This window comes from Shimia haliotis (genome assembly GCF_900114415.1).
GTDB lineage: Bacteria > Pseudomonadota > Alphaproteobacteria > Rhodobacterales > Rhodobacteraceae > Shimia > Shimia haliotis.
In genome coordinates, this window is record NZ_FOSZ01000001.1 from 940,275 (window position 1) to 956,417 (window position 16,143).

Annotated in this window: 15 protein-coding genes; 8 read left to right on the forward strand and 7 right to left on the reverse strand. The window is 58.4% G+C overall.

Features of this window, described 5'->3' with window-relative positions:
- Positions 1–40: 40 nt before the first annotated feature.
- Positions 41–589 (reverse strand): winged helix-turn-helix transcriptional regulator, encoded by a 549-nt coding sequence (locus tag BM069_RS04615; RefSeq protein ID WP_093320806.1) that lies wholly within the window; start codon positions 587–589, stop codon positions 41–43.
- Between the two features lie 39 nt (positions 590–628).
- Between BM069_RS04615 and BM069_RS04620 the strand changes: the two genes are divergently transcribed.
- Entirely contained in the window at positions 629–1,006 is a 378-nt protein-coding gene (locus BM069_RS04620) for a VOC family protein (protein WP_093320808.1), read from the forward strand.
- Positions 1,007–1,112: 106 nt separating this feature from the next.
- Here BM069_RS04620 and lpdA read toward each other — a convergent pair whose 3' ends face one another.
- Entirely contained in the window at positions 1,113–2,507 is a 1,395-nt protein-coding gene (gene lpdA / locus BM069_RS04625; protein ID WP_093320811.1) for a dihydrolipoyl dehydrogenase, read from the reverse strand.
- Positions 2,508–2,649: 142 nt separating this feature from the next.
- Here lpdA and BM069_RS04630 point away from each other — a divergent pair, with 142 nt between their 5' ends.
- The gene (locus BM069_RS04630; RefSeq protein WP_093320814.1) at positions 2,650–3,075 is read left to right on the forward strand and encodes a hypothetical protein; all 426 of its coding nucleotides are present in this window, start codon (positions 2,650–2,652) and stop codon (positions 3,073–3,075) included.
- Here BM069_RS04630 and BM069_RS04635 read toward each other — a convergent pair whose 3' ends face one another.
- From BM069_RS04635 to BM069_RS04650, 4 genes are all read right to left on the reverse strand, one after another.
- Positions 3,076–3,654, reverse strand: coding sequence for a DUF924 family protein (locus tag BM069_RS04635; protein ID WP_093320817.1), 579 nt, complete (start codon positions 3,652–3,654; stop codon positions 3,076–3,078).
- A 120-nt stretch (positions 3,655–3,774) separates the two neighbouring features.
- Positions 3,775–5,046 carry an MFS transporter gene (locus BM069_RS04640; protein ID WP_093320820.1) on the reverse strand — a complete coding sequence of 424 codons (1,272 nt, stop codon included), beginning with the start codon at positions 5,044–5,046 and terminating at the stop codon, positions 3,775–3,777.
- A gap of 109 nt (positions 5,047–5,155) precedes the next feature.
- Positions 5,156–6,202 (reverse strand): tRNA preQ1(34) S-adenosylmethionine ribosyltransferase-isomerase QueA, encoded by a 1,047-nt coding sequence (gene queA / locus BM069_RS04645; protein ID WP_093320825.1) that lies wholly within the window; start codon positions 6,200–6,202, stop codon positions 5,156–5,158.
- Positions 6,203–6,204: 2 nt separating this feature from the next.
- On the reverse strand, positions 6,205–9,564 hold the full coding sequence (locus BM069_RS04650) for a DUF3971 domain-containing protein (RefSeq protein WP_093320827.1): 3,360 nt from the start codon (positions 9,562–9,564) through the stop codon (positions 6,205–6,207).
- Positions 9,565–9,599: 35 nt separating this feature from the next.
- Between BM069_RS04650 and BM069_RS04655 the strand changes: the two genes are divergently transcribed.
- From BM069_RS04655 to BM069_RS04680, 6 genes are all read left to right on the forward strand, one after another.
- Positions 9,600–10,061 carry a peroxiredoxin gene (locus tag BM069_RS04655; RefSeq protein WP_093320830.1) on the forward strand — a complete coding sequence of 154 codons (462 nt, stop codon included), beginning with the start codon at positions 9,600–9,602 and terminating at the stop codon, positions 10,059–10,061.
- Positions 10,062–10,073: 12 nt separating this feature from the next.
- A complete protein-coding gene (locus BM069_RS04660; RefSeq protein WP_093320832.1) occupies positions 10,074–10,904 on the forward strand; it encodes a ferritin-like domain-containing protein in 831 nt (276 codons plus the stop codon).
- 163 nt (positions 10,905–11,067) lie between these two features.
- On the forward strand, positions 11,068–12,381 hold the full coding sequence (locus BM069_RS04665) for a M23 family metallopeptidase (protein ID WP_170846675.1): 1,314 nt from the start codon (positions 11,068–11,070) through the stop codon (positions 12,379–12,381).
- Complete coding sequence (locus tag BM069_RS04670; protein WP_093320835.1) at positions 12,371–12,898, forward strand: bactofilin family protein; 528 nt, start codon at positions 12,371–12,373, stop codon at positions 12,896–12,898. Before BM069_RS04665 ends, BM069_RS04670 begins: the two co-directional genes overlap by 11 nt.
- Before the next feature lie 170 nt (positions 12,899–13,068).
- Positions 13,069–13,758: an aquaporin Z gene (gene aqpZ, locus BM069_RS04675; RefSeq protein WP_093320837.1), complete on the forward strand. Its 690-nt coding sequence runs from the start codon at positions 13,069–13,071 to the stop codon at positions 13,756–13,758.
- Positions 13,759–13,865: 107 nt separating this feature from the next.
- Complete coding sequence (locus BM069_RS04680) at positions 13,866–15,047, forward strand: ATP-grasp domain-containing protein (RefSeq protein ID WP_093320840.1); 1,182 nt, start codon at positions 13,866–13,868, stop codon at positions 15,045–15,047.
- A gap of 15 nt (positions 15,048–15,062) precedes the next feature.
- On the opposite strand, the gene BM069_RS04685 is transcribed toward BM069_RS04680, so the two are convergent.
- Positions 15,063–16,034: a DUF3179 domain-containing protein gene (locus tag BM069_RS04685; protein ID WP_093320842.1), complete on the reverse strand. Its 972-nt coding sequence runs from the start codon at positions 16,032–16,034 to the stop codon at positions 15,063–15,065.
- Between the last annotated feature and the right edge of the window lie 109 nt (positions 16,035–16,143).

A 16,143-nucleotide genomic window follows, 5' to 3' on the forward strand; every position in this document is an offset into this window, starting at 1 on the left:
GCCACCGACCTAACAAAGGCGGTTACTCCGAAACACCGGATCACATCTGATCAAAACGGATTTCTGATCCAGTGATTTTGCTAATCACTCGACCCGTGTTGACCGCGCGATAAATCGATCTTGGAGGGCGCGCCTGATGATCCACACTACGATGCACCCAATCGCTGCCTTCCATGGCTTTCAAAGATTGCGACAATGCGCGGTCGGTAATCGTAGGGAGGTTTCGTTTTATTTCGTTGAACTGACTGGGTGATCCAAGGGTCGTTAGTATCGGCAAAGTCCATGATTTGCGCAGCAACCTCTGATCATCTTCCGTGGTGGCGCGCTGAATTCTGTCGGCCATTGCCGCAGTCTGTTTGCCAGCCGCCGTCAAACGAAATTCCGGCCGCAAAGGGTGGCCATGGCCAGGGTTTCGTTCAACCAAACCCAATTTGATAAGGTGATCCACGCTTTGCGCAAACGCTGTTCTGCTGGCCCCTGTCGCTGTCAGCAAGGCCGCCTGCCGCCCCGCCACCCCGACATGCAAGCTCGACAGAATGGGTATTGCCCAGGCTCTGGAAGTGATATTGACAAAGGACTTGATGTACATAAAGTATAGTTAATACATTTTCAGACAAAGGAAAACCCTGTGGCTCTTATTTCATTGGATCAAACAATCAACATCGCCATGTCCGTCAAGGACCGACACGCAACTGCCAGGTGGTACGAAACCATGTTGGGCTTTGAAACGCTCTATCACGCCGACGACGCGGGCTGGTCTGAACTGCAAACGAACACGGCTGGCGTGACCATTGGACTTGGCGAACACACCGAACCTGTTCCCGGCAACTGCGTGCCGGTTTTTGGTATCGCCGATCTGGATGCCGCGCGGCAGAAGTTGGAACAAGCCAACGTAAAATTTGACGGCGAAACCGATGTGGTCGAGGGCATGGTCAAAACCGCAACGTTTTATGATCCGGACGGCAATGCGTTGATGCTTGCGCAAGACTTAACCGGCGGCGCGTGATCGCGCGCCGGCTTGGCCGTTCTTCAGGTCGTGATAGTCGCAATCACGACCGAAGTTTGGTCCCTAATTCTCCGAACCGAACTGCAACAATGACAATCCGCTGACGTCAGATGTGGATCACCCGATCATAGGCATCCAGAACGCTCTCATGCATCATCTCGCTGAGCGTCGGATGCGGGAAGACAGTCTCCATCAACTCCGCCTCGGTGGTCTCAAGCTGCCGACCGACAACATAGCCCTGAATAAGCTCCGTGACCTCGGCCCCGACCATATGTGCGCCCAAAAGCTCGCCGGTCTTGGCATCAAATACGGTCTTTACCAGCCCTTCAGGCTCCCCCAACGCGATCGCCTTACCGTTGCCGATGAACGGGAAACGACCAACCTTGATGTTAAAACCCGCCTCTTTGGCTTTCGCCTCGGTCATGCCGACGCTGGCCACCTGCGGATGGCAATATGTGCAGCCCGCAATGCTGCCCGGCTTGATCGGATGCGGCTTGCCGCCCGCGATCAGCTCGGCAACCATCACGCCCTCATGGCTGGCCTTATGCGCCAGCCATGGCGCGCCTGCGATGTCACCAATCGCATAAAGCCCGTCAACACCCGTCCGGCAGTACTCGTCGGTGATCACATGCGTGCGGTCAATTTTCACACCCAACGCTTCCAGCCCGAGCCCCTCGACATTGCCCACGATCCCCACAGCGGAAATCACCGTGTCAAACTCGTGCTTTTCGACCTTGCCGCCAGCCTCGATATGCGCCGTCACCTTGCCTTTGGCACGGTCCAACTGCTTGACCATGGATTTCTCCATGATCTTCATGCCCTGTTTGACAAATTTCTTTTTGGCAAAAGCACTTATCTCTTCATCTTCAACCGGCAGAACCCGATCCATGACTTCGACCACCGTGGTGTCCGCCCCCAGTGTGTTGAAGAAACTTGCGAACTCGATGCCAATCGCACCCGATCCGATCACCAAGAGCTTTTTGGGCATCCGCGGCGGCTGCAATGCATGGCGATAGGTCCAAACCAGATCACCATCTGCCTCCAGTCCCGGCAGTTCCCGCGCCCGTGCACCGGTCGCCAAAATGATGTTTTTCGCCGCCAATTCCTCGACACCTTTGTCGGTTTTCACAGCAACCTTGCCCTTGGCCGGAAGGCTCGCCTCGCCCATGACAACTGTCACCTTGTTCTTCTTCATCAAGAACCCGACGCCGCCACTCAACTGCTTGGCCACAGCCCGCGACCGCCCGACGACCTTTTCAAGGTCATAGCCGATCTTGTCCGCCGACAGGCCGAACTCGCTGGCCCGCTCCATCAGGTGAAACACTTCTGCCGAGCGCAACAGCGCCTTGGTCGGGATGCAGCCCCAGTTCAGGCAAATGCCCCCGAGGTTCTCGCGCTCGACAATCGCAACCTTTTGCCCAAGCTGCGCAGCCCGTATGGCGGCAACATAGCCTCCCGGTCCCGAACCGATTACGATCACGTCGAAAGTGCTGGCTGCCATCTGCGCGTCCTCCTTGGGTGTTACCGCTGACACTAGATCAAGTGTCACACCACTTCAACGCGCCCAACGCCGGTTTTCTTCTGGCTTTCCAAACCCACCCGCATCATCCTGTGACACAAGTATTTTCCACCGGAGACATCTTATGAAAACTGTCAAAGACCTGCTGCTTGCCATGATCAACGCCACGCTGATCCTTGTTGCGCTTTGCCTCTTCCTGCTGTGGCAAGTCTCCAAATCCGGTGAACGCATCGCCGAAAGCTTTGCCAGTGGCCTCACGGTCCTCGCTCCGGTGGAACAAAGTGTTGATGGCCTGCGCAAAGAGGTCTCCGACCTGCGCACAGACCTCGCAGAGCTCACCAACGGGCAATTCATTCTGACGGACGCAGCCGTTTCCCGATTGGAAATGACCTCAGCGCGCCTCGATCGGGCCATGACCGGCCTTGAAGACCGAATGGCCGAACTCTCGGCCAAACCCGAAAAGTTGACAGATTATGCAATCGACAAGACCGCAAGCCGCGCAGCAACAGAGTTGCAGACCCTGCTGCAATGCCGCGCGCCCGAGGCCTGATTATGCGGTGGCCTGCAACTCACGCACGGTGTGGCCGTACCCACCCTGCGCAATATAAGCGCCTTCCACTTCGGTGGTCGACCGCGCCAGCGCGTCGTTGCGATAGGGAAAACGGCCAAACTGGCGGATAACCTCGCGGTGTGCCTTGGCGTGGAACAGATTGCTTCCCCCCGCCTCCGGCATGCGCTCACAAAACAGTCGGATACACTGTTCCTGATCACAGAGGTTCTCCGAGTGCATCAGCGGCATATAAAAGAACTGCCTTGCCGGCTCGTCAATCCGCATGTCCCATTTCTTGGAAATGGCCGCTTTGGCTGCCGCAATGGCCTGACGGTCCGTTGCAAACGCCGCGCCCGATCCACGGAACATATTTCGGGGAAATTGGTCGGTGACAATCAGATAGGCCAGTGTTCCCGAAGGATAGGTCAGCCACTGCCCCAACCCGCCGGCTTTTGCGGTCTCCCAGACGGCCATAAACCGGTCCCGGATTTTCTGATCCAGCTCCTCTGAAACCGCATACCAACCATCTGGCCCAACTTCATCAAGCCAAAACTCCAGCACGTCCTCGGGCTTGGTCATGCCCTTCTCCTTTGCGCTATTTTCCCCACAGGAGGCATCGTTACAGAAACGATAAACCCAGGTTACGGGGAAAATGTAGTCACAAATTGCGACATCGCGACATGACACGCGATTTTTTGCTCAGTTAGCGACATCATCCGCCTCGGCTTCCTCCTCAAGAGCAGTTTCAATGGCAACTTCCTGAGCCACCTCAACAACAACCGGCGAGGCCGTGGGCATAACCGCGGTATAGCTGCCGGTGTCCTCGACAGACACGGCCGCGCGGCGGGTGGTTCGATACCCCGCATACACGCCAAGTACCGTCAGAAGCATGGCGAGGAAAATAAAGAAACCCTGCGGGCCAATCGCGTCCATGGACCAACCGATGATGATCGGGCCTGCGATGGCGCCGACTCCGTTCACAAAAACAAGCCCGCCAGAGGCCGCCGCCATGTCCTCATACTCAAGAAAGTCGTTGGTGTGCGCGATCAACAGGGAATAGAGGGGGTTCGAGAAGCCGCCAATGAAAAACGCGGACGCCAACAGCATCGTATAGGTATCACCCGCAAAAAACCCGAGCAACGCTCCGAGGGCGCCGATCAAGGACACAATCATAATCAGAACGCGGCGATCCATACGGTCGCTGATCCACCCCAAGGGATACTGACAAATCGTAGCCCCGATATAGAAGGTCGCAATGAACAGGGACAATTCGCTCACGCTCAACCCTGCTCGGGTGGCATAGACCGCCGACATGCCGAACTGCGCCGAGAACACGCCGCCCATCAGGAACATTCCGGTCACACCCAGAGGCGAGTGGCCGAACAATTCACGCAGGCTCATGGGTTTTGTGGTGTCAAAGGCAGGTGTGGGCGAGATGGACAGCAAAATCGGAGCAAAGCTGATCGAAACCAGAACGCTCGGAATGACAAACAGAACAAAGCCAGACGTATCCGGCAGCGTCACCAACCCCTGCGCAGTCACGATGCCCAGCATTTGCACCATCATATAAAGCGACAAAGCCTGACCACGGTTTTCGTTGCTTGCCGCGTTGTTCAACCAGCTCTCCGCGGTCACATACACGCCCGAGAAACAGAAACCGATCAATATGCGCCCCATCACCCAGGCAATCGGGTGCTGCGCGGTGGGATACATGATCAAAATGGCCGAAATGAACGACGCCAAAGCCGCAAAGACCCGAACATGGCCAACACGCCGGATCATATCTGGGGCAATGCGAGATCCGCCCAAAAAGCCTACAAAATAGGCCGACATCACCATCGACATCTCTAATGTCGAAAATCCGGCCGCTTCGCCACGGATACCCAGCAACGTGCCGTGCATGCCGTTGCCAATCATCAGCAACAACATCCCCAACAAAAGCGCCCAGGCGCTGCGGATAAACTCGACCATGACGAAACCCTCTAACGTTTCAACAAGAATGGGAAGTTTGCCGGCAACTGTCGCACAGAATTGCGACAGGCCGACGTCGTTTTGCGATACTGCGCCAAAGCGCCAAGCTTTAGGGGATCAAAAGCGACGCATCGCCATAGGAAAAGAAGCGGTATTCATTGCTGACCGCATGGGCATAAATCTCACGGATCTGCCCGTGTCCGACCAGCGCGCTCACCAGCATCATCAAGGTTGATTTCGGCAGGTGAAAATTGGTCATCAGGGCGTCGGCCACATGAAATGTGAATCCCGGATAGATGAAAATATCCGTTGCGGCTTCCCAGGGTTTGATCTCACCATCCCGAGCCGCGCTCTCAATCAGGCGCAAAGCCGTAGTGCCCACCGGAATGACGCGCCCGCCCGCCGCTTTGGTCGCCGCGATCTCGGCTGCGGCCTCGGGCGTCACCCGCCCCCATTCCGCGTGCATCTTGTGCTCTTTGACGTTATCGACCTTCACCGGAAGAAACGTGCCCGCGCCCACATGCAGCGTTACATGTGTGAAGTCCACGCCCTTCGCCGTCAGCGCCGCCAGCAGTTCATCATCAAAATGCAGCGACGCCGTAGGGGCTGCCACGGCACCGGAATGTTTGGCCCAGACCGTCTGATAATCCGTCTTGTCCTTTTCGTCCGCCGCGCGTTTGGCCGCAATATATGGTGGCAACGGCATATTGCCCGCCGCCTGCAAGGCCGCGTCAAAATCCTCGCCTTCAAGGTCAAAGGCAATCACACCCTGCCCGTCCTCTTTGGCGGTCAGCGTGCCCTTCAATCCGGCGGCAAAGACTATCTCCTCGCCCTCGCGGACTTTTTTCAACGGCTTCACAAGCGCCGCCCAAGCGCCACCAGCGCGCGGCTCAAGCAAGGTGACTTCCATCTTTGCTTGCGTTTCACCCTCGGGTCCCGTGCGCACTCGGTACCCCATCAGGCGCGCCGGAATGACCTTGGTGTCATTCAAAACCAACCGATCGCCGGGGCGCAGCCATTCCATCAGATCCGTGACCACGCCGTCCGTGATCCGGCCTGCGTCACTGACCAGCAAACGCGCCGAAGAGCGCGGCTCTGCGGGCCGTGTCGCAATAAGCGCCTCAGGCAAGTCGAAATCGAAATCAGAAAGCTGCATTGTCAGTTGCTCAGATCAGGGGGCGCACGCCGGAAAATTTCACGAAAAAACCCGGGCGTCAGGGCCGACAACGGATTGACGGAAATCGACGGGTCCTTTGCAGGCCCTTTAAGTTCATAGTTGAACCCGATCAACCCCTCACCGCGTTTGGAAATCGGCCGACCGATCACATTCACCGCATAAATCGGCGACAACACGCCTTGGATATCCAAAATCCCCTGGGTTGTCAGATACCGTCCGTCCGCCGACAGCCCCATAGACGCGCCAACGGCGCTGGCCTCCCCGATCACTATTTCGCCGGGTGCCATACGGAACACCGAATGGACCTCATTGAACAACAATCCGGGGCCGTTCAGTTGCTCGAGCAACCCAACAACACTGACAGCATTCAACAACTCCGCAAAGGACGGCAGGCTTTGTACCTTGATATCTTCGATTTTCAGCAGGCCGTCATAAACATCTTTTTGTTCGCGAGGCACAAGCCGCAGCAACAAATTCCCCTTATCCGCCTGCGCCACCAATCCCATGGCCTGTACAACACCGCCCGCGTTGGGGGATGTGACCTCAATCGCGGTGCCGTTGGGATGTAGGCCCAACTTACCGGAAATCGGCACATGCCCCGCCAAAGCACCGTCAAACGTCCCGCTCAGCCCGTTTTGCGTGGTCAAAGCAAAGGATGCGTCACGCACCACAATATTGTTGGCGATGATCGCCTCATCCAACCTGCCTGTGATCGGCCCGCTTTGCCCGGACCCTTGCGTCGATGCGCCACCGAATTCCGGCATGGCACGCATGTCAAAACGCCCGCCCAACATCTCAATTGCCGGTGCCACACCAGCCCCTCGGCCACGCAACCGCATCGCACCGGTCAACCAACGGCCAAGCGTAAACTCAGGAACATCGACAACCTCCAGAGCACCGCCCTCCGACAATGTCACCGACCCTTTTGCATCCAGTCCCGCCGCCTTCAGGCTCAAGGCATCCACACGCGGTTGTTTGCCAAGCGTCATGGCCATATCGAATTGGCCCGAACTGTTCGCAGGCTTGCGCCATCCAATCGGCGGTGAGGCCAGACCAACGCCCTTGAGATCAGACGACACCGTCAATCGCGGCACCTGACCCTTCCTGAAGTCCACGGAAAAATCAGCCTCCCCGCGACCGGACACAGTTCCGGACGGCAAGCCGACGTTAAACTCCTCCAACACGGCCGCGCTCAACTCAACCTGTCCGGTGATCGAGCTATCCCCGCTGCCCTCGGCTCCGGGCTTGCCCAATTTTGCAAACCATCGGGCCTGCACCGGTACAGCGCCAACCCGCCCCGGCCCAAATATTTCGACCGCATCATTGGTCGCTGCCAACATCAGATCACCGCGCAGCCGGCTGCCTTGCAGCAACACATCACTGTCCACACGAATAAGCCGCCCCGTGACGTCAAACCTGACCTCCTCCGCTGGCAGCTTGGGCTTCATGATGAAGTCCAGCCGCCCTTCGGCCTCCACCCGTCCCTTGGCAATGGCGACCGGCAGGTTGGCTTTATCAAACACGCTCAACGGCGGTCGGTTCAGCAACGACGCCGCCGCCTCAATAGACCCCACCGCTTTTACATCAGCCTGACCAGGAGATTGTTTCAGACGGGTATTGAGCACCACGAAACTGGACCCAGCCACATCAATTGTGCCGCCCGTGTCCGGCGTCACATAGCCGCCCTCCACTCCGACATGAAATTTGTTGTCCGTGAAAACCGCAAACCCGCGCCCGCCTTCCACCGGAGGCATGGTTTTTACAGCTTTGACCACCGCGTCCCTAAATTGAAAATCAGCATAGACATCGGGTGGTTGTCCCACACGAGAGCGCAGCGCGAGATTTACGTCGCTTAATTTGGCCGCAAAAATGTTCTCATCAATCCACTTGCGCAGCTTGTCCTTGAATTGCACCGGCCAGAGCGCAAGCACCTGCGCAGGCTCGACGCCATTCATATGGCCGTCCAGCCCGTATTCCCATCCCTGTGATCCGGCAGATAGATCGCCCTTCAGGCTCATCTGCATGCCGCTTTGGTTGATCACCAACTGCCCGAGTTCCAGATCAAAAGGATTCAGTTGCAGTCGGAAATCCATATAGGACGTATCCAGCCCCACCGACGTGTCTCCGAGCGTTTCAGGCGTCGCCTCAAAACTGTTCAGCGTCAGCTGCGCCAGCAACGCATTGGGCAGACCGCTCTCAAAATCGCGCAACAATGCCTGCCCCGACACCGAAGCCCGCAACCAATCCGCCGTCACCGACAATTCGTCAAATCCGATGCGTTGTGTGGCTGGGTCATAGGTCAGATAACTGCGCAAACTCTCAAACGGGATTGGGACAACCTCATCATTTGGCTGAACAAAACCCGCCGACGCGCTAAGCGTCGCACTGATCGAGCCCAATGCCCCAGCGTCGTCGATCTCAACCCGCATGGCACCGGAAATCGGCGCCCGCAGCACTTCCAGCCAACTCAGCGCCGCCACCTGACTTGCCAACTCTTCCGAAGGCGCATCCTCAAACTTGAGCCCCACCTGCACCGTTCCGCTGTCAAACGACGTCGTCACTGAGCCTTCCAGTGTGGTGGCAAAACTGCGCCCGCCGAGCAAAGTCATATGAGAGGAAATAGACACATCATCGCCGTCACGCTGCAAAGCCAGCCGCCCGCCATCGATTGTCCAGGCTCGTTTGCTCAGAGAATCCTCATAGCGCAGCGTGACGTCTTCGATGTCAAAAGTTTCCAGAAACCTGAAACCGGGGCGGGACAGCACCGCTTCAATATCCTGACCGATCGACGTCAGGGCCGCATCTCTTTGCAGACCTCCCTCGCCTTGCCCCAAAGACACATTCACCGTGCCGTTGGCGCGCCGCATGACTTTAAGGTTCACGCCCGCAACCTGCACCGACCTTGGCGCGACCTGCCGCCCGAGAAGCGGCTCCATCGCCAGCTGCAAATCAACCTGCTCAAGACGCAGGACCGCGCCGCCTTGCTGCGGCGCAAGCTCCAAACCTGTCACCCGCAATTTCGGGTCCCAGTTGTCCTCAAGCACAAGTGACATTTCGCCAAAGCGCACATCGACGGCCGCCAATTGACGGTCCAGCACCCGCTCCGCCCGCTCGCGCGCCCACTCAGGCAGGACCACAGGCCCCCCGGCAACTGCAACCAACAGAATCGCACCCGCAGCCGCCGGCACCAGCAAGGCGAGCAGCATCACAAGGCCAAAGCCTCTTGCCCTGCGTGCGCCACGGCGCGCAGGCTTGGTCTCCGCCGTTGTGTTTTCGGCCTGTTCGGTCAGGGTTTGTGCCTCAGGTTGGTCTGTTATCGGTTGCCCCTCGTAACCGATCATATACCGTAAAGCAGCCCGACCCAAGAAGTGAGACCATGTCAGACACCCGCTCCCCCGCACCCGATTTCACCCTACCGTCCACCTCCGGCCAAGACGTGAAGCTTTCTGCATTGCGTCCGGCCCCGGTTGTTCTGTTTTTCTACCCACGAGACAACACATCAGGCTGCACAAAAGAAAGCATCGCCTTTTCTGAACTGCTGCCGCAATTTGAAGCCGCAGGCGCCAAGATTTTTGGCATCTCCAAAGACAGCCTGAGCAGCCACGACAAATTCATTGTCAAGCAGAACCTGACCGTGCCGCTTCTGTCCGATGAACACGGCACCGCCTGCGAAGACTTCGGCGTTTGGGCCGAAAAAAAGATGTACGGAAAAACTTTCATGGGCATCGTGCGCTCGACCTTCCTCATCGACGCCGAAGGCAACATCGCGCGCCATTGGCCCAAGGTAAAAGTCGATGGTCACGCGGCTGAGGTTCTGGAAGCGCTGAAAGCCCTCTGATAAGGCGCACGCATGACCAAAACACTTTCCAAAATGGCCGTCGAGGTGCTGACCACCGCTGATGGTCGCGCCAAAACCGCCCTGTCGCATCAACACGCCGCCGCATGGTTTGCCAGCCGCGAGGCAGGTACGCCCATCCCACTGGGCAACAGCGCGCCGCCGCTACGCCCGTCGCGGCCGGAAAAGCCGGAACAACTCGACCCCCGCAACGTACCCCGCCGCCGCCCGGGATCAGAGCAAGGCCGCCTTGCGATGCTGCACGCGGTCGGCCACATCGAACTCAACGCTGTGGATCTGCACTGGGACATCATCGCGCGCTTTACCGACGTCGACATGCCGCTGGGGTTTTATGACGACTGGGTCAAATCCGCAGACGAAGAATCCAAACATTTCAATCTGATATGCGACAGTCTTGAAGCCAAAGACAGCTTCTATGGCGCCATGCCCGCCCATGCTGGCATGTGGCGCGCAGCCGAGGACACAGCCGACGATCTGATGGGGCGCCTTGCTGTTGTACCCATGGTGCTTGAGGCGCGCGGTTTGGATGTGACGCCCGGCATGATCAAGATTTTTCAGCAGGCCAAAGACCAGCAAACGCTGGACGCGCTGGAAATTATCTATGCCGAAGAAGTCGGCCATGTGGCCTATGGGTCCAAATGGTTCAACTTCCTGTGCGGCCGCCACGCGCTTGACCCGAAACAGACCTTCCATGACCTCGTTCAAAAATACTTCCACGGCGCGCTCAAACCCCCCTTCAACGAAGAGAAACGCGCCGATGCCGGCCTGCCGCCGGACTTCTATTGGCCGCTGTCGGATCAGGAACCACCCGCCTACGCCCGCTAACCGGCTGCAATCGGCAAGTTTTCGCCCATCGCCGGCTCGTGATGCGCCGTGACACGCTGCCTCGGGCAAAAACCTTGCCCGATCTCCAACGGTTGGCTAAACCTTCGCCCCAAGCGTCGGGACACAAGAACGCTGACAATGGGGTAAGATAAGGAAACAACCGGTGAGAACACGCCTTGCCATCCGCATGCACGCCATGCTGGAGCGCTATTTTCCGGAACGTCGTCTGTTCCTGCGCTCGGACTCAGACACCCGCTTTATCCGGCTGAAGCCCGGCACACAGCTTTTCGCTTTTGTCGGCGGCTCCGCCATCGTGGCTTGGACCATCATCGCAACCGCGATCCTGCTGATGGATTCCATCGGCTCCGGCAATTTCCGCGAACAGGCGCGCCGCGATCAACAGACCTACGAGCTGCGCCTGAACGCCCTATCAGACGAACGTGACGCCCGCACCGACGAAGCGCTGGCCGCGCAGGCCCGTTTTAACGTGGCGCTCGACCAGATTTCGGAAATGCAGTCCCAGCTTCTTGAAAGCGAAACCCGCCGACGCGAACTAGAAACCGGCATCGAGGTCATCCAATCCACCCTGCGCCGCACCATGCAGGAACGCGACATCGCGCGTTCAGAAGCCCGCGAACTGGATCAGGCACAAACTGAGATTGCCTCGTCCTCCAATGGGGCAACGCCACAAAGCAACGAAATGCTCGACGTCATCTCCACCGCGCTTGCAGACACCGCCGCCGAACGCGATCAGGTAATCCGCGACGCGCAGTCCGCGCTCTCTCTGGCCGAAGAGATGAAGCTTGAGCTGGCGCTTATGGAAGAGAAAAACGACCAGATTTTCCGTCAGCTTGAAGACGCGATGACCATTTCCGTGGAACCGCTGGAGAAAATGTTCACCTCCGCAGGCCTGTCCACCAAATCACTGATGGATGAAGTCAAGCGCGGCTATTCCGGTCAGGGCGGCCCCATGATGCCGCTTAGCTTCTCCACCAAGAGCGGCGATCTGACCGCGGAAACCCTGCGCGCTAACCGGCTGCTGGATCAACTTGATCAACTGAACATGTACCGGATCGCTGCGGAAACCGCGCCGTTTGCCAATCCCCTGCAATCCTCCTTCCGCTACACATCTGGCTTTGGCATGCGCTGGGGCCGGATGCACAAGGGGACCGATTTTGCCGCACCTTATGGCACTCCGATCCATGTAACCGCTGAAGGCGTTGTCGTTCACGCCGACTGGCAATCCGGCTATGGCCGCCTTGTCAAAGTGCGCCACGCCAATGGCATCGAAACACGCTATGCCCATCTGGCAAAAATCCGCGTCAAGAAGGGCCAAAGGGTCTCGCGCGGAGACGTGATTGGTGATATGGGCAACTCCGGACGCTCGACCGGAACGCACCTCCACTACGAAGTGCGGCTCAATGGCCGCGCTGTGAACCCGATGACTTTTATCAAGGCTGGACAGAATGTTTTCTAAAAGCAAAATCAACGACCCTGCACCGAAATCTGACGAAGCGGCGACAACCGCGACAAAAGAGGCAGCTGCCGTTCCGCCCGCTCCGGCAAAAGCCAGCGAATTCAAGGCAAGCGCTGCGCCCAAACCCAAACCGGCGGCCTCGACACTTTCGTCGGACCTGCACGTCACCGGCAACATGCGCACCACGGGTGACATCGTTGTGGAAGGCACCGTCGAAGGCGACATCCGCGCCCACCTTCTGACCGTGGGTGAAAGCGCCACGATCAAAGGCGAAGTGGTTGCTGACGATGTTGTGGTCAACGGCCGCATCGTTGGCCGCGTGCGTGGCCTCAAAGTCCGCCTGACCTCGACCGCCCGTGTCGAAGGCGACATCATCCACAAGACCATCGCAATCGAAAGCGGTGCACATTTTGAAGGCTCGGTTCAACGTCAGGACGACCCGCTGTCCGGCGGCAAACCCGCCGCACCGGCTGCGGCAGCACCCAAGCCAGCAGCCAAGCCTGCAAAAGCCGAGTAATCACCGGCTCACCCGATCTTCAAAAGGCGTCCTTTGGGGCGCCTTTTTTGTGTGCGGTTCCGGCTTTTCGTCCCTATCAGCAAGGCCAATCCGGACAAAAAACTTAACATTTTGCCAAATTGCTTCGTCGGTTTACCTTTGTGCTCATATTGCGAACAGGAGACATTGAGATGATGAACAAATTGGGCGCCGAATGCATCGGCACTTTCTGGCTGGTATTCGGCGGTTGCGGAAGCGCCGTTTTGGCCGCTGGCGTACCGGATGTCGGCATCGGCTGGCTTGGGGTAAGCCTCGCATTCGGCTTGACGGTTCTGACAATGGCCTACGCTGTCGGACGCATTTCCGGCGGGCACTTCAACCCAGCGGTCAGCCTCGGGCTTATGATTGCGGGCAAATTCGAGGCCAAAGACCTCGTACCTTATTGGATCGCCCAAGTTGTCGGCGCCGTCCTTGGGGCTGTGGTTCTTTATATCATTGTGTCCGGCTCACCGGACTTCACAGGCGTCGGTGGTTTTGCCTCCAACGGATACGGAGAGGCGTCGCCAGCAGGGTATTCCATGACCTCAGCGCTTGTCATTGAAGTTGTGCTGACGGCACTCTTTATCTTCATCATTCTTGCCACCACTGCCAAAAGCGCCAACTTCCGATTTGCGCCGATTGCCATTGGTCTGGCTCTGACCCTGATCCACCTGATCTCGATCCCGGTCACCAACACATCGGTTAATCCTGCGCGCTCCACCGGAGTTGCGCTGTTTGCCGACGGACCCGCGCTCGCACAGCTCTGGCTCTTCTGGGTCGCGCCGCTGATCGGCGGAGCCCTTGGGGCGGTGCTGTGGAAGGCGATCGGCACCGACGACTAAGATTGGCACCAACACCGTCCCGCATCTGGGGCGGTGTTCTTTTTCTCTGAACGTTTCTTTAACCCAAAGCTGCGATCCCCCTCCTGACACAGACATCAGGAGCCAGAATGGACCCGCAACCCCGATTGGGCATCGCCCATCTGTCACACCTCGCCTACCGTGGTGAGACCCTGCAATCTCAGCAATTGTCCTGCCTGAACGCTCTGTTCCGCGACGACAACGCCAGTGCGGCGTTGATGGATCTCTCCGTCATTGCCCAGATCCACGGCAACCGCGAGATGGGCCTTGAATGGCAAGACAAAGCCCTCGCAAAACACAGGGCTTTTTGCGTGAACCAGTGCCAGGGCCCACAACCCCGCGTGCTGGTCTTTGCCGAAGCCATTGATATGGGTGGCAACACCCCAATCGAATTTCTACTCATGGACTCAGGCTTTGAGGTGATCACCCTCTACCCGTCTGACACCATGCACCCCGCCGAATTGCCCCACCACGAGGTTGCCTTTTGCGCGGCCCGCGCCGATCGCCCAACCGCGCAGGAATTCTTCGCCACCGTTCGGCGACTGACCCTCAATAGCGGCAAGCCGGTCCTGAACCTGCCCGACACGCTGATCCAACCGGAACGCGACGTGCTGCAAACCTTGTTTGCAGACACGCCAGGCCTGCGCACGGCACGCACCGCCCGTTTCTCTCGCACAGAACTCGTGGCCTCTCTTCAAACCCAATCCGCCTTGCATGACGCTGTGGGCGCCTACCCCGTGATCATCCGCCCGTTGGGCTCCCACGCCGGTATCGGGCTCGTGAAACTCTCCTCGTCCGAAGATCTGGACACTTACTTGGCACAGCGCGACGAGACTGCGTTTTTTGTCTCCGAGTTTATCAATTATGCCAGCCCCCAAGACGGCCTCTTTCGCAAGCAGCGCGTCGTCTTTGTCGACGGCAAATCCTATCCGGCGCATATGGCCATCTCCGATCGTTGGGATCTTTGGTACATGAACGCAGGTATGGACACATCCGCTGACAAGCGCGCCGAAGAGGCTGCCTTCATGGACAATTTCGCCACCTTCCAAAGCCGCCATGCCACGGCGCTCAAAGTCGTCAACGACGCTTTTGACCTGCATTACTTGGGCATCGATTGCGCCGAGGACCGCGACGGAAATCTGGTGGTCTTTGAGGTGGATAACGCGCTGATCGTGCACAACATGGAACCCGCAGCGCTCTATCCCTACAAGGGCGCGCACATGAGACGCCTGTTTGATGCGTTTGAGGCCATGCTTTTGCGGGCAATCTGATCCCGCCGCTGGGGTCTAATTGCCCAACATCCAGTCCCCGTCCGGCCAGAACGCGTGAAAGGCAAAGGCGAACATCACGTCATGTGCCAGATCGCGACCCTGTGCATCGCGCACGCGGATCGAACCCACGTCGCGCCCCCGCGCAATGGTGCCCGCATCAAGTGCGCTGGCCTGACCGGCGGTCCATTCGATTTCGACACCCGCCTCACGCACCAGCCCAATATCCGCCAACCGCGTCATCGGCCACGCGCGATCCCCGACCCGCACCACCCGCTCCAGCGCGGGAATGCCATGGGGCGGCATCTCGCCATTATACAAGAATGGCCGCGCCGAACTGTCGTAGTTCACATAAGGGTTGCTCCCATAGCTCCGCGAAAAAGCCGGTTCCGCCATCACCAAGCCTTCGGGATGCCGCGCCTTGAACTGCGCCCAACTCTCCATCCATGTCGGCAGCGCCGTGAGTTTTACGCCGTTCATCTCGCCAACGATGCCCTGCCCGACCGCCTGCTGCCACCAGCTTTGGGTCTCGCGGTCATACATCACCATATCCGAATTGCGCAGCTTGCCCGACACCCCGAAGGTCAGAACCCGCCCCTTGGCGCGCCGGTCAAAGGTGATCGCCGAATTGCACAGCGGACAGAACGTCACCGCCACCGGCACCCCGCCCACAGTGTCATTCACGATCTCATGCCACGTCAGATAGCGGATCGGATAGGCCCGCGGCTCCGCCCCGTCGATTTCTACAGTGACAACCGGCTCTGTCGGCCCGATCCCCTTCGCCTGCGCCACACGGATAAACTGCGGATCGCTGATCGCCGGAATGCCGTCCTTGGGCGGCCCACCGGACAGGATTTCCCCCCAATGCGGCACCGAAGTACGGCTAAAATCGGTTTCCGGCCACTCGTGTTTCCAGAAATTCGGGTCGGCCAAAGCGGCACCCGCTGTCACGGCCACCACGGCCAAAGCCTGCAACACACGTTTGAGCATGATCGTCCCCTCCTGTTGGCAACAGGCTGCGGCAAAAAACGGGACCAATCCACCCCGCACACGCCCTTGTGAGAGGTCGTGCACAGCAAAAAGGCCGGAGCATCGCCCC

Bases quoted from the DNA above. Each gene is read 5' to 3' on its own strand.
- BM069_RS04615 (WP_093320806.1), bottom strand. From the start codon at position 589: ATGTACATCAAGTCCTTTGTCAATATCACTTCCAGAGCCTGGGCAATA.
- lpdA (WP_093320811.1), bottom strand. From the start codon at position 2,507: ATGGCAGCCAGCACTTTCGACGTGATCGTAATCGGTTCGGGACCGGGA.
- BM069_RS04630 (WP_093320814.1), top strand. From the start codon at position 2,650: ATGAAAACTGTCAAAGACCTGCTGCTTGCCATGATCAACGCCACGCTG.
- BM069_RS04635 (WP_093320817.1), bottom strand. From the start codon at position 3,654: ATGACCAAGCCCGAGGACGTGCTGGAGTTTTGGCTTGATGAAGTTGGG.
- BM069_RS04640 (WP_093320820.1), bottom strand. From the start codon at position 5,046: ATGGTCGAGTTTATCCGCAGCGCCTGGGCGCTTTTGTTGGGGATGTTG.
- queA (WP_093320825.1), bottom strand. From the start codon at position 6,202: ATGCAGCTTTCTGATTTCGATTTCGACTTGCCTGAGGCGCTTATTGCG.
- BM069_RS04650 (WP_093320827.1), bottom strand. From the start codon at position 9,564: ATGATCGGTTACGAGGGGCAACCGATAACAGACCAACCTGAGGCACAA.
- BM069_RS04655 (WP_093320830.1), top strand. From the start codon at position 9,600: ATGTCAGACACCCGCTCCCCCGCACCCGATTTCACCCTACCGTCCACC.
- BM069_RS04660 (WP_093320832.1), top strand. From the start codon at position 10,074: ATGACCAAAACACTTTCCAAAATGGCCGTCGAGGTGCTGACCACCGCT.
- BM069_RS04670 (WP_093320835.1), top strand. From the start codon at position 12,371: ATGTTTTCTAAAAGCAAAATCAACGACCCTGCACCGAAATCTGACGAA.
- aqpZ (WP_093320837.1), top strand. From the start codon at position 13,069: ATGATGAACAAATTGGGCGCCGAATGCATCGGCACTTTCTGGCTGGTA.
- BM069_RS04680 (WP_093320840.1), top strand. From the start codon at position 13,866: ATGGACCCGCAACCCCGATTGGGCATCGCCCATCTGTCACACCTCGCC.
- BM069_RS04685 (WP_093320842.1), bottom strand. From the start codon at position 16,034: ATGCTCAAACGTGTGTTGCAGGCTTTGGCCGTGGTGGCCGTGACAGCG.